The organism is Paramuribaculum intestinale (genome assembly GCF_003024925.1).
Classification (GTDB): Bacteria; Bacteroidota; Bacteroidia; order Bacteroidales; family Muribaculaceae; genus Paramuribaculum; species Paramuribaculum intestinale.
Genome location: NZ_PUED01000059.1, coordinates 1 through 14,096, shown reverse-complemented (window position 1 = coordinate 14,096; position 14,096 = coordinate 1). Strand labels below are relative to the sequence as shown.

The 14,096-nt window shown below is 57.2% G+C and carries 8 protein-coding genes; 6 read left to right on the top strand and 2 right to left on the bottom strand.

All coding sequences use genetic code 11. The features are described from left to right. Nucleotides 1-96: 96 nt before the first annotated feature. Nucleotides 97-2,127 carry a RagB/SusD family nutrient uptake outer membrane protein gene (locus C5O24_RS06025; RefSeq protein ID WP_107681577.1) on the bottom strand — a complete coding sequence of 677 codons (2,031 nt, stop codon included), beginning with the start codon at nucleotides 2,125-2,127 and terminating at the stop codon, nucleotides 97-99. A gap of 15 nt (nucleotides 2,128-2,142) precedes the next feature. Then, nucleotides 2,143-5,451 carry a SusC/RagA family TonB-linked outer membrane protein gene (locus C5O24_RS06020; protein WP_237613055.1) on the bottom strand — a complete coding sequence of 1,103 codons (3,309 nt, stop codon included), beginning with the start codon at nucleotides 5,449-5,451 and terminating at the stop codon, nucleotides 2,143-2,145. Nucleotides 5,452-5,781: 330 nt separating this feature from the next. Here C5O24_RS06020 and C5O24_RS06015 point away from each other — a divergent pair, with 330 nt between their 5' ends. From C5O24_RS06015 to rpsA, 6 genes are all read left to right on the top strand, one after another. Beyond that, on the top strand, nucleotides 5,782-6,633 hold the full coding sequence (locus C5O24_RS06015; RefSeq protein WP_107036702.1) for a patatin-like phospholipase family protein: 852 nt from the start codon (nucleotides 5,782-5,784) through the stop codon (nucleotides 6,631-6,633). Then, nucleotides 6,630-8,300, top strand: a complete 1,671-nt coding sequence (locus tag C5O24_RS06010) for an alpha-amylase family glycosyl hydrolase (RefSeq protein WP_107681576.1) — start codon at nucleotides 6,630-6,632, stop codon at nucleotides 8,298-8,300. The genes C5O24_RS06015 and C5O24_RS06010 overlap by 4 nt, the downstream gene beginning before the upstream one ends. A gap of 67 nt (nucleotides 8,301-8,367) precedes the next feature. Then, complete coding sequence (locus C5O24_RS06005; protein ID WP_107681575.1) at nucleotides 8,368-9,504, top strand: hypothetical protein; 1,137 nt, start codon at nucleotides 8,368-8,370, stop codon at nucleotides 9,502-9,504. Between the two features lie 116 nt (nucleotides 9,505-9,620). Beyond that, nucleotides 9,621-10,565, top strand: coding sequence for a ribose-phosphate pyrophosphokinase (locus C5O24_RS06000; protein ID WP_107036705.1), 945 nt, complete (start codon nucleotides 9,621-9,623; stop codon nucleotides 10,563-10,565). Nucleotides 10,566-10,665: 100 nt separating this feature from the next. Continuing rightward, complete coding sequence (locus C5O24_RS05995) at nucleotides 10,666-11,994, top strand: DEAD/DEAH box helicase (protein WP_107036706.1); 1,329 nt, start codon at nucleotides 10,666-10,668, stop codon at nucleotides 11,992-11,994. Between the two features lie 186 nt (nucleotides 11,995-12,180). Next, complete coding sequence (rpsA, locus tag C5O24_RS05990) at nucleotides 12,181-13,959, top strand: 30S ribosomal protein S1 (protein ID WP_107036707.1); 1,779 nt, start codon at nucleotides 12,181-12,183, stop codon at nucleotides 13,957-13,959. Nucleotides 13,960-14,096 lie beyond the last annotated feature (137 nt).

The window sequence follows — 14,096 nt, the reverse complement described above, 5'->3', positions numbered from 1 at the left end:
GGGGTTCCTTGGGTTCGGAGTTGTGTATAAGGGGTCTGCCGCCTCCTCAATTATAAAACTTATGCTTAGAGTAGCCTGAGTTTTATGGAGAATGAATCAGTCAATGTTCTTGGCACCCTGATTTGCTTCGGTTGGCCATCCGGGATTCTGGTAAACGTAGGAGTTTGCCACATCCTTGTCGGGCGAAGCGTAGACGAACACGTTGTGGCCGATCGGCGACAGGTAGTGTGCGCGGGTGAAGGTGTAACCATCCCACACGAGGTTGTTGGCTTTTCGGATCTGATAGGGACGGACATAGTCACCACCGGCGCGTGCCGACATATTGGCGTCGTCAGAATCGGGATCAACAACAGGGTCATAGAACTCGCCTTCGGCGTTCTTGATGCTCATCGGGCTGTCGGGATCGCTGTAGACTGTACCCCAGTACTTGATACCCTCGATAATATAGGGAGTGGTGATCATCTGGTCGAGCGCACACCAGCGGCGAACATCCATCAGACGCAGACCTTCGGCGCACAGCTCGTTACGGCGCTCGCGGCGAACATTGTAGATGGTGGTGTTGACGAGCTGTCCGTGGGAATATGCTCCCCAGTCGCCCTTAGCCTCTTCGTTCATGTTGGTGGCGGCTATAGTCTTGTTATAGTCGTTGTCGACTTTAGCACGATTGCGGAGTGCGCGCCAGTAGGAGTCGGCTGTTCCGTCGATAGATCCCGTCGACTCAACGCATGCCTCCATGTAGTTGAGAAGCGCCTCGGCTGCACGGAATACGATAGATCCTGTGGTAGACTGGAGGTTGCCCTGTGCCTGTTTGTAATCATATCCCTGACCCTTCTTGACAGCGAATCCTGTCGGGCAGCGAGTGGTGTTATCAGCGCTGAAGAGCCAGTTCATGTTGTATAGGTTGGGCGAGTTGCCGTCAAGACCGAGCGATATGACGGAATTATCGCCCTTTGTGAAGATTGTCAGACGCGAGTCGCGGTCCTGTATTGTGGCCGAAACGCCCTGATTCTCCCATGCGGGGTCGTAACCCGAGCCGTTGGCGTATATAGGCAGACCGTTGCGCATCAGGAAGGAGTTGACCATGCCACGTGTCCAACCGGTACCGCCGGCATTTTTCTGGAACTGCGCCTGAATCTGTATACCTCCGCTCAAAGACAGATTGTAGGCACGATACAGAAGCACTTCAGAGTATTCGCCAGAGTTGTCGGCCGAGAACATGCAGTAGTAGGGGTTGGCTTCGGTAAAACCGGCTGTCATGCCCTCGGGTGCGTCGGTGTTGACAACGAGATTGTTGACATACTTGTCGCCCACTACCTTGGCCGATTTCATAGCCTCGTCGAGGAAGAATGCGATCTCAGTATCGATATTGAAGTCGCCGAGCAGTTCCTGCTTGCCGGGCCATCCTGGTCCGCCGGGCACGAGGGCTGTGCCCTTGTGGTATTTGAGCCATGTGCCTTCGAAGAGAGCCACACGCGAACGGAAAAGGTTGGCGCAGTCCAGAGTCAGACCGTTCTTTTTATAGGGCGATTCTTCAGGAAGGAGGGTAAGAGCCTTGTCGAGATCGGCAAGAATATGGCGTGCCACCTTGTGTCGTGGCTGACGCACCGAGGCTTCAAGGAGATATTCCTTATCGTTGGGAAGCACTTCATCGTTGATAGGCCAGTCGCCAAGGCTGCTGTAGTTGGCCCAGTAGGTGTAGGCGCGGAAGAAGTAAGCCTCGCCGAGAGCCTGCTTGATTTCTACCGGGTCACCGGACACCTCACCGGCTTCCATGGCTTTCTCAGTATTGATAATGAAGTAGTTGAGCGAGCGCACATTGCCGAAGCTCCAGTTGTCAGTGCCCTGTCCGACACGCCATTCGCCGGGCACCCAGCGTGTGGATGCAGTGCGATAAGCCTGATTGTCGGTGCCGTTGTCGGACGAGAATGTGCCGAGTTCGTAGGCATTGTCGGAATGCGACGGGAACATTGTGTAAAAGTTCAAGGTGTAAGCCTTGAGGTTGGCCGCCGACGTGAAGAAGTTTTCGGGGATAAGCTTATCCTCCGGCTCTCTGTTGAGGTAGTCATCGCAGGCTGTAAGACCCACGACGGCTGCTGCGGCAACTATTGAGCTTATATATTTGTTCATGATGTTGTTTTGTGATTAGAAGGTTACGTTAAGACCAACTGAGAATACACGCGAAATCGGATAAACCTTGCCGAAGCCGTAGCTGCTGTTGTAGGCCTCTATCAGCTCGGGATCACCCATCTTGGAGAAGTTGGTGATCGTAGCAAGGTTTTCGCCCGAGAAGAAGATGCGTGCACGCTCGATGTATGCCTTGCGGCTGATTTCCTGAGGAATGGTGTAGCCGACGGTCACGTTCTTCAGACGGCAGTAGGCTGCATTCTGCAGGTAGCGGGTCTGAGTGGCCGTGTTGTTGGGGCCACCCCAGTTGACGCGGGGGAGATACGAATTGACATTAGCTCCGAGAGGGTTGTCAGTATCAGCGCCACGGAAGTAGTCGAGGTGCTCGTCAAACACCACAGCCTGCCACTTGCCCTGCTGGCAAGCGCCGAACATCATCGGGCCGCCTGCCCAGTAGTCGCGCTTCATTGTGCCCTGGAAGAACACTTTGAGGTCAAAGCCCTTCCACTGTGCCTCGAGGTTAAGACCGAAGTTGTAGCGGGGAGTAGTGTTGCCGATCACAGTGTAGTCGCCATGATCGTCGGCTGTCCAGCCGCCGCTGCTGATGACACCGTCGCCGTCGAGGTCGGCATACATGATATCGCCGGCGCCCCATCCTGTTCCAAGCTGGTTCTGGCCGGTGCGAGGACGTGCCGGAGCCTGTCCGTTTGCCTTGGTGTAGGCAGCGTCGAGAGCGTCGAGGTGAGCATTCATCTCGTCGGCTGACTTAGCGATACCTACCGTCGTCAGACCCCATATATCACCAAGTTTGGCACCGTTATAGTAGCTGCTGAGCGCTTTGTTCTCGTTGGGGTATTCGTCAATGGTTGTTGTATGGTCATAGAGGTTGAATGTCACTCCATAGTTGAAGTCCTGGATGCGGTCGCGCCATGTGATCGAAAGTTCCCATCCGTTCGATGTCATCGAGAGGTTGTTGACGTTTGGCACCGATGCGCCGAATACTCCGGGAAGTATTTCGCCGGGGCCTACCATGTCGATAGTCTTACGGTTGTAGTAGTCGATTGTACCGGTCAGACGGTTCTGGAAGAGGCTCCAGTCAAGACCGATGTCCCATGTGCGGTTTTTCTCCCAGGTGAGTGTCGACGAAACGAGTCCGGGCATAGATGCGATGGCATTGCGCTCTGTTCCGTTGTTGACGAGCCATCCTGCGGCATTGCCTGCATAGCCCATTGTCACGTAGGTGGGATACCAGTTGTCGGTGTTCTGGTTGCCGAGCTTACCCCACGAGTAGCGGAGCTTCAGCTGGTTGCATGTGCTTGCGAGATCTTCCCAGAAAGCTTCGCTGGCGATATTCCAGCCGAGCGAGAAGGAGGGACTCCATGTCCATCGGTCGGATGCGCGGAAACGCGACGAGCCGTCGTAACGGAGATTGCCTTCAACGAGATAACGTCCCTTGTAGTCGTAGTTAAGACGACCGAAGAAGCCTGCTGTCGACCAAGTGTCTTCGCCACCGCTGACCTTTATGTCCTTACCGTCGGTCATCGACAGATATGGGAGACCGTTAATGACGCCATTGCGTGATGCGCTGAAATAGTTCTGATTGTACCATTCGCTCTGGAAACCGGCCATGATCTTGAAATTGTGATCCTCGGCAAATGTGTGAGCGTAGGTAGCGTATACGTTGGGGTTGAAGTAGTTGGAGCGAGTGTTGCTCTCAGAGACCTGACTGCCCTTACCGCCGGCGCCATAGGGGAAACCGTTGGGGTTGTTTGGATAGGGGTTGCCGTCGGCATCCCAGCCGTAGCACTGTTGCACGTCCTGCTTGCGGTTGTAGTGGCTCGAGCGGTAGTTGAACTCGGCGTTGATGTTGAGTCCCTCAAGAGGATTGATCTTGAATACGAACTGATGGTCGAGTTTGTCCTGAATGGTGTTGAAGCGTCCACCATCCTCCATAGCGTTGATGAACGACTCTACTACGGGGAAACCGTTGGGGTCATGAGTGGGTATGATCGGCCAGTAGCGGGCGATGTTATGGTACATCTCGTTGCTTGCTGCCTCACGGACAAATGACGGAGCGTCGTAATGACCGCGATACCAGCGCGCGCTGTAGCCGAATGTCAGCCAGTTGGTGACGGCCACATTGATCTTGGCGTTGAGTGTGTAGCGCTGCAGGTTGTCCTTGCCGTAGCGGAGCGTACCATCCTGCGATAGGATATTGCCGGAGAAGTAGTAGTTGTACTTATCGGTACCTCCGGTGACGCTGAGGTTGTGTTCCTGCGCGAAGGGGGTGGTGCCGAAATGCTCTTCCATCCAGTCGGTGTTTGCTATAGGCAGTATGTCGGTTTCATCCCATACTTCCCAATGGTTGTTGGTCGGATTGACAAACATTGTGGCAAGTGACGGATCATCAACGACAGCTTTCAGCTTGTCGAGATAGGCCTGTGAGAACCATCCTGAACCATTGTTGGCCGCAGCTTCGTTCATAGTCACGGCCCACTCCCATGAGTTGGCAAACTTGGGCAGACCAAGAGCTTTGCTCCAGCGGAATGAGTCGGAGTAGTTGACTGTCACCTTGCCCTCTTTACCCTGACGGGTAGTGATAAGGATGACACCGCCTGCTGCGCGCGAACCGTAGATCGACGATGCGGCTGCGTCCTTAAGGATCGACACGTTCTCTACGTCGGCCGGATTGAGCTGGTTGATGTCGCCTTCCATGCCGTCGATAAGCACGAGGGGGCTTACCGACGAACCGCTACCGATAGTACCGGTACCGCGGATGTTCATCGAACGGGTAGCGCCAAGCTGACCACCACGGGCGGCGCCGAGCACGTCAAGACCTGCTGCCATACCCTGGAGAGCGTCGGCCACGGTGTTGACCGGACGTGCGGCTATTTCCTTGCCGGTCACGGTAGCTACGGCGCCGGTAAGGTTGGCTTTCTTCTGCTGTCCGAAACCTACGACCACGACTTCGTCGAGTGTCTGTCCGTCGTCCTGCAGGGTGACGTTGAGGTGCTGGCCTTCCCACTTTACGTCGGCGGGCTTGCAGCCTACAAAACTGACGCGGAGTGTGGCGCCCTGCTTCACTCCTGCGATGGAGAAGTTGCCGTCGATGTCGGTCGAGCCGCCGAGAGTGGTGCCGACCACCATGACAGAAGCTCCGGGGAGAGGCTCGCCTGTCTGGTCAAGAACGGTACCCGTGGCGGTATCCGGCGCGGGCACGGCCGAGGCTGAAGCGGCGGGGGCCGTCAGCATCAGCATACATAGCGCGAGCAGCAGCGCGGGGAGTCCCGTGAGCTTGCGGCTCATTGTGCGGAGATAATGATACATGTTGTTGGATAAATGATTAAGGTTATAAAAATACTTATAGCTTTAACGTTTCAGGCCTGTTTTCACAGGTTTTCTGTTAAAAAATGTGGAGCAAAATTAAGGAAAATGTAATAGTTTCTACCCCCCCCCCGTTAATAACTGTTAATTATGTTTTACAACATATTTTTTGATAGTACGACAGAACAGTCACCCACTGTTAGACACATGTGTCGACATAAACAATCACAAAACCATGCATTCCACACACCGAGCCATGTATATTGATATAAAACACGGCATCCGTGATTTTTTTTGTAACTTTGCCGCCCGAAAGCAAACGTATCAAGAGATATGGGAGGCAAATTAGCCAAAGTCAAATCCATAATAGGGCTTGGAGGCCCGGAGTACCGCACCGGGCTTGTGCTCAGCGGGGGCGGCGCGCGCGGCTTCGCCCATGCCGGCGCTCTGAAAGCGCTTGAGGAGATGGGCATACGCCCCGACATACTGGCCGGCGTATCGGCCGGATCTGTGGCGGCGGTGATGTATGCCGCCGGCATCAGCCCGGAACGGATGCTTGAACTGTTTCTCAACGCCCGTTTCAGCGACTTCTGCGAGCTGGGGATTCCGAAAGACGGTTTTTTCAGCCTCGACCGCTTCCGCGCCTTTCTGCGCAAGAACATCCCCTACGCAAATCTGGAGGATCTGCCCATACCGGTGACGGTGGGAGCCACCGATCTCGACAACGGCAAGAAGATAGCCTTCACCAGCGGTCGCCTTGACGAAGTCGTGGCCGCCTCGTGCAGCATTCCCATCGTATTCAAGCCTATAAGAGTAAACGGCATCAGATGCGTCGACGGCGGCGTGCTTCACAACCTCCCGGCCTGGACGATACGCGACAAGTGCAAGTATCTGATAGCCGTCAACTGCTCCCCGCTGACCAAAACGACGGTGAAGAACACGCTGATCGACATAGCCTTCCGCTCCTACGAACTGATGGCTAAAACCAACACCGTGCCCGACACGGAGATATGCGACATAGTGATCCGCACCGACGAGATAGCACGCTACAAGGCTTTCAATCTCAAACAGATACGACAGGTGTATGAGAGCGGCTACCGCGACACCATGAACTTCCTGCTTGCCAACGGCTTCAGACGCCCGGGGACTGCAGCAACAGAATTATCCACCACCGACAGACAATGAACAACCAAAAACCGGTCATCTATCAGCTGCTGCCGCGGCTTTTCACCAACACCACCCATAACTGTGTGCCCAACGGCACGTATGCCCGCAACGGTTCCGGCAAACTCAACGATATAGACAACGACGTCATCGAAAGCATCAAGGAGCTTGGAGTGACGCACATCTGGCTCACGGGCGTGATAGAGCATGCCCAGAAGACCGACTGGAGCCGTCACGGCATAGGCCGCGACAATCCACACGTGGTCAAAGGCGAGGCCGGATCGCCCTACGCCATAAAGGACTACTACGACATCGATCCCGATCTGGCCACCGACGTAGAGCACCGCATGGAGGAGTTCGAGGCTCTCGTGGCCCGCATCCACGACCAGGGGATGCAGGTGATCATCGACTTCGTGCCCAACCACGTGGCGCGCCGCTACCACTCCGATGCCGCACCCGAAGGCACACCCGACCTCGGAGCCGACGATGACAGCACCCGCGCATTCGACCCGCAGAACAACTTCTACTATATACCCCGCCAGCTGTTCGCCCCGTCGATCGACCTCGGTTCGGGCAAGGAGGCCTACACGGAGTTTCCGGCAAAGGCCACCGGCAACGACTGCTTCTCGGCATTCCCGTCGGTCAACGACTGGTATGAGACAGTGAAACTCAACTACGGAGTGGATTACTCCAACGGCTCACGCCACTTCTCCCCCACCCCCGACACATGGCAGAAGATGCTCTCGATACTGCTCTACTGGGCCGAGAAGGGAGTGGACGGCTTCAGATGCGACATGGCGTTTATGGTGCCGGTGGAATTCTGGGACTGGGCCGTGACCATCGTCAAGGAGCGCTATCCCCACATAAAGTTCATAGCAGAGATCTACGACACAGGACTCTACCGCGAATTTATCAGCCGCGGCCACTTCGACTACCTCTACGACAAGGTGAACCTCTACGACACCCTGCGCGGCATACAGACCTCGCACTGCTCCGCAGCACAGCTGACCGGATGCTGGCAGACCGTCGACGGCATAGGGAGCCACATGCTCAACTTCCTTGAGAACCACGACGAACAGCGCTTCGGCTCCAAATTCTACGCCGGCGATCCGGCCAAGGTGCTTCCCTCGCTTGTGGTCAGCTCCTATATGTCGACCGGCCCGATGATGATATACATGGGTCAGGAACTCGGAGAACAGGCCACCGATGCCGAAGGTTTCAGCGGATATGACGGACGCACCACAATCTTCGACTACTGGAGCCTGCCGACACTCCGCCGCTGGCTCACCGGCAACCTGAAGCCTCGCGAACGGTGGCTGCGCGACCTCTACGCACGGGTGCTGCGCCTCTGCAACTCGGAGAAGGCCATAAGAGAGGGACGATTCTTCGACCTGATGTATGTCAACTACGAGAATCCGACACTCAACCCCCACAGGCAGTATGCGTTCCTGCGCAACTATGCCGACGAAACGATAATCGTGGCCGTCAACTTCTCGGACGACTCGGCCGACATGGACATCAACATACCGGCCCACGCCTTCGAACTGCTGCGCATACCACAGGGCGAGATGAACATGACCGAACTGCTCACGGGCGAGAAAGCCAGAAAGCGGCTGTCGGCCGACAGTCCGTTCGAGGCATTCACCGGCCCCTGGGGAGCGGCGATATGGAAAGTGCGCCACCGCTGAGGAGCGCCGCACAGACACTGCCGAAAACAATACTACGACCAACAAAAGAAGATACACAACACCCTCTATGAACAAAACCTTTATAGCCCTTGCGGCCATGACGGCCGCCATACTCCCGCTGTCGTCGTGCTCCGACGACAAGAAGATAGATGTGGACAACATCAACGGCGTCTACGACACCGCACAGACCACCCTGACCTACAACGGCGTCAAAATGGCCGACGCCACCATAGAGATCACGATGAAGGAGGATCTGACATCGTATCCCGGCAACAAAGGTGAAGCGCTGATGGTGTCGAACCGTCCGACGCTCGTGACCGACAACGCCGACGAAGCCTTTGACGACGACATGCGCCACAGCTACCTCTTCATGCCGTGCAGCATGACCATCGGCGTGGAGGCCAAAGGACGCGAGAACAGCGTCACCTTCTCGGGCACACGCACCGTCAGGACCGCCGACAAAAGCGAGATCACATATACAGCCTCTGGCACATACAGCCCAGGCACCAAAGCCGCCGCTCCCTCGGTGACCGCCGAGATAACCGCAAAGGCCGCAGTCAACGGCCTGACCGGCCACACCTTCGAAATGGAACTCAACCTGACAGACATCACCTACGACCTCGAAAAAGCGGGCTCCACACTCATGGCCGGACTCGGCGTCAACGCCCGCGACGGCCTCAAGGAGCTTTACGGTACGATGATCGACCGCTGCCGCCGCGCGACCGGCTTCGACAGGATACGGTTCAGATTTAACGACGACGGATCGCTCGAGGTCAGCGGACGCAACGCCATAGGAGGCGACTACGTGCAGCAGCCCGCCGCATCCTACCAGATACTCGCCGACGGCACCCTGATAATACTTCAGGACGCCACATGGGCCGAAATGATGACCAACTCCATGTCGCCCACCTCGGCCGCAAGGATGCCGGCGGGTCTCTACAGCTTCCGGTCGGGCAGCGAAGCCATCACCGCCGCCACATTCAGCATCGACGGCCAGCGCCTGAAACTCGAACCGGTGGTGGCCCATCTGATCGAAGGCGGACGCTACCGCCGCCCCGCCGAAAAAGCCTTCATGGCCACATGGCCCGTCCCCGAAGGCACCGACCTCACACGCACCGAGCGCCTCTACAGCAGCCTGCAGTATGCCACCGACCACGATCTGCTGATATTCACCCCCTGCTTCATGGCCACCCGCATCGACTGACGGCGCCGACGGCCGGAGGACGAGAATTTTGATATGATTTTTTCGCGCTCCCGATGCAGGGTTATTCGCGACGAAACATTAACTTTGCAAAAAATTTCAAGTACGTGTCACAAGATATGAACTCAGTCATCCACCCCATCAAGATTTTCGCCGGCACAAAGTCGCGCTACATGGGTGAAGAAATCTGCAAATGCCTCGGCATGGAGCTGGGCAAGATGAACATCCAGCACTTCGCCGACGGAGAATTTGAAGTATCGTTCGAAGAGCCGATCCGCGGCTGCGAGGTTTACCTGGTGCAGTCGACCTTCCCCAACACCGACAACCTCATGGAGCTTCTGCTGATGATCGACGCCGCCAAGCGCGCGTCGGCTCACTCGGTGATAGCCGTGATGCCCTACTTCGGCTGGGCGCGTCAGGACCGCAAGGACAAGCCGCGTGTGTCGATCGCCGCCAAGCTTGTGGCCGACCTGCTGATGGCCGCCGGCGTAAACCGCGTGATCACCATGGATCTCCACGCCGACCAGATCCAGGGATTCTTCAACGTTCCCGTCGACCACCTCTATGCATCGACGGTGTTCATCCCCTACATCAAGAGCCTCCAGCTCCCCGACATGGTGGTGGCCACTCCCGACGTGGGCGGCGCCAAGCGTGCCAACTCCTACGCCAAGTATCTCGACGTGCCTCTGGTGCTCTGCCACAAGCAGCGCGCCAAAGCCAACGTGGTCGAGGCCATGACAGTGATCGGCGACGTGAAGGACAAGAACGTCATACTGATCGACGACATGGTTGACACCGCCGGCACTATCTGCAAAGCCGCCAACCTGATGATGGAGAAAGGCGCCAAATCGGTGCGCGCCCTCGCATCGCACGCCATCATGAGCGATCCGGCTTCGCAGCGCGTCGACGACAGCGAGATGACCGAGATGATCTTCACCAACTCCATCCCGTTCTCCAAAGATTGCCGCAAAGCCACCATCATCAGCGTGGCCAAGATGTTTGCCGACACGATCAAGCGCGTTCACAACAACGAATCGATCTCGTCGCAGTACGTATTCAAATAAGAGACTCCCGCCGACACCGTCACAGCCACAGGACGGTGGACGCGACACAACACAAAAGGCGCAGCCAATCGGCTGCGCCACTCTTTTTTATCCCACCTCAATGGATTCATACAAGATCACAGAGGCGCTCCGGCGCCGGCTCGACATAGAACGACTCCGCCCGATGCAGGCGAAGATGATGGACACACGCAGCAGCGCCGTGATGCTCGCCGCGCCGACAGGCTCGGGCAAGACGGTGGCATTCGGATGCTACATGCTGCGGCGCGTAGGTGAACCGTGCGGCAAGGTGCAGGCCGTGGTGACGGTGCCCTCGCGCGAACTGGCTCTTCAGGTGTCGGACGTGGTGAGGCGCATGGCTTCCGGGCTTAAGACCACCACCGTCTACGGCGGCCACCGCGTGGCCGACGAACTGCCGACGCTCACCCCATGCCCCGACATAATCATCGCCACTCCCGGACGTCTGCTCGACCTGCTGCAGCGCGGCGCTCTGGAGATCCACGACCCGGCGACGGTGGTAGTGGACGAATTCGACAAGACCCTCGACCTGGGCTTTGCCGACGAGATGCAGCGTCTGATGCGGCGCATAGGGCGCCCGGGATCACTCGTGCTCACCTCCGCCACCCCTATGGATCACGCCGAGCTGCCACAGTGGGCGCAGCGCCCCGGATGCCAGACGCTCGACTATAGCGCTCCGGCCGAAAAAAGCGGCCATCTCGACCGGGTGGAGGTGGAAAGCCCCGTGCGCGACAAAGCCGAAACCCTCGCCGACCTGCTCTGCGCCATATCTGACGCCGGACAGCGCCGCACAATAGTGTTTGTAAACCACCGCGAGAGCGCCGAACGGCTTCACGAACTGCTGCGCCGCGACGGCATAGAGAGCGCGCTCTACCACGGCGGCCTGCAGCAGACCGATCGCGAAGCGGCCGTGGCACGTCTGCGCGGAGGGTCGGTGCCGGTGCTTGTGGCCACCGACCTGGCCGCACGCGGCCTCGACATAGAGGGTGGCATCGACGCCGTGGTCCACTACCATATGCCCCCTACCGCCGACGACTGGACCCACCGCAACGGCCGCACCGCGCGCAACGGAGCCGACGGCACCGTATATGTCATCACCGCCGAAGGGGAGAACATACCCGACTATGTGGTCACCGACCGACGCTGGCAGCCCGCTCCCCGCGACGGACGGGGTATTCAGGCCCCGATGGCCACCCTCCACATCAACGCCGGCCGCAAAGAAAAGATATCGAAGGGCGACGCCGTGGGCTACATCACAGCCCACACCGATCTAAAGGGGAGCGACATAGGCCTGATAACCGTCAACGACCACTCCACCCTCATAGCCGTCCCCCGACAGGCCGCCGACACCGTCATAGCCGCCTGTTCGCCCCACAAACTCAAAGGGAAGCGCGTGCGCATCACCCTCCTCTGACCCACCCCGATCTGTCGATAAAGGCATAAACTGCCGCGAAGAGTGTGGGTTTATGCGCTGCGGTGGATTTATGCGCTAAAGATGAGGTGGTTTCAAAAAAATTAGCTATCTTTGCGGCGCAATAAGTAAAGTCAATATAAAGTCTAACTTATTAACTACAACCAACATTTTTATTAACTAACCTAAATGGCTGAAAAAGAAATCAAAACAGCAGTTGAAGACTTCGACTGGGACGCATTTGAGAATGGCGACACCCATGCCGGCAAGTCGCGCGAGGAGCTTACGAAGACCTACGACGAGAGCCTCAACACCGTAAAGGACAAAGAAGTGATCGAAGGCACCATCATCGCCCTCAACAAGCGTGAGGCCGTGGTGAACATCGGTTACAAGAGCGACGGCATCATCCCGTTCAACGAATTCCGCTACAACCCCGACATCAAAGTGGGCGACAAGGTGGAAGTCTTCATCGAGAACCAGGAGGACAAGAAGGGCCAGCTTATCCTCTCCCACCGCAAGGCTCGCGCAGCCCGTTCGTGGGACCGCATCAACGAGGCTCTGGAGAAGGACGAAATCATCAAGGGCTACATCAAGTGCCGCACGAAAGGCGGCATGATCGTCGACGTGTTCGGCATCGAGGCATTCCTGCCCGGCTCGCAGATCGACGTCCGTCCCATCCGCGACTACGACATCTTCGTGGGCAAGACCATGGAGTTCAAGGTCGTTAAAATCAATCAGGAATTCAAAAACGTCGTTGTCAGCCACAAGGCTCTCATCGAGGCCGAGCTGGAGCAGCAGAAGCGCGAGATCATCGCCAAGCTCGAGAAGGGTCAGGTGCTCGAAGGCACAGTCAAGAACATCACCTCCTACGGTGTGTTCATCGACCTGGGCGGCGTCGACGGACTTATCCATATCACCGACCTTTCGTGGGGCCGCGTAAGCCACCCCGAGGAAGTGGTGCAGCTCGACCAGAAGATCAACGTTGTGATCCTCGACTTCGACGACGAGAAGAAGCGTATCGCCCTGGGTCTGAAGCAGCTCATGCCCCATCCCTGGGACGCTCTGGATTCGGAGCTCAAAGCCGGCGACAAAGTCAAGGGCCGCGTAGTGGTTATGGCCGACTACGGTGCATTCGTAGAGATCGCCCCCGGCGTAGAGGGTCTGATCCATGTCAGCGAGATGTCGTGGAGCCAGCACCTGCGTTCGGCTCAGGACTTCATGAAGGTCGGCGACGAGGTAGAGGCCGTGATCCTCAACCTCGACCGCGAGGACCGCAAGATGAGCCTCGGCATCAAGCAGCTTAAGAAGGATCCCTGGGAGGATATCGAAGTGCGCTATCCGGTTGGCTCGAAACACACCGCCAAGGTGCGCAACTTCACCAACTTCGGCGTATTCGTCGAGATCGAGGAGGGCGTAGACGGCCTGATCCACATCTCCGACCTGAGCTGGACCAAGAAGGTGAAACACCCCAGCGAATTCACCACTATCGGCGCCGACATCGACGTTCAGGTGCTCGAGATCGACAAGGAGAGCCGTCGCCTGAGCCTCGGCCACAAGCAGCTCGAAGAAAATCCCTGGGATGTGTTCGAGACCGTGTTCACCGTAGGTTCGGTACACGAGGGCACCATCGTAGAGATGGTAGAGAAGGGCGCCGTGATCCAGCTCCCCTACGGAGTTGAGGGCTTCGCCACTCCCAAGCACCTCGTGAAGGAGGACGGCACCTCGGCACAGGTTGACGAGAAGCTCAACTTCAAGGTGATCGAATTCAACAAGGACAGCAAGCGCATCATCCTCAGCCACAGCCGCATATTCGAAGATGAGGCCAAGGCAGAGCGCAACGAGGCTCGCAAGGCCAAGCGCGCCACAAAGCGTCAGGAGGAGACTCCGGTGATCTCGACTCCGATCGAGAAGACCACCCTTGGCGATCTGGAGGCTCTCGCAGCTCTCAAGGAGAAGCTTTCGGAATAATATCTCCGATATAACGACACGCCGCCGGCGGGCAGTCAGGGTTTTAGCCCTGAGTTGCCCGCCGGCTTTGTTTGTTTGGATGGGATGGATCGGAGCCATCAGAGGGGACGCACAGGCCGGGAGGGAGACAAGTGCAG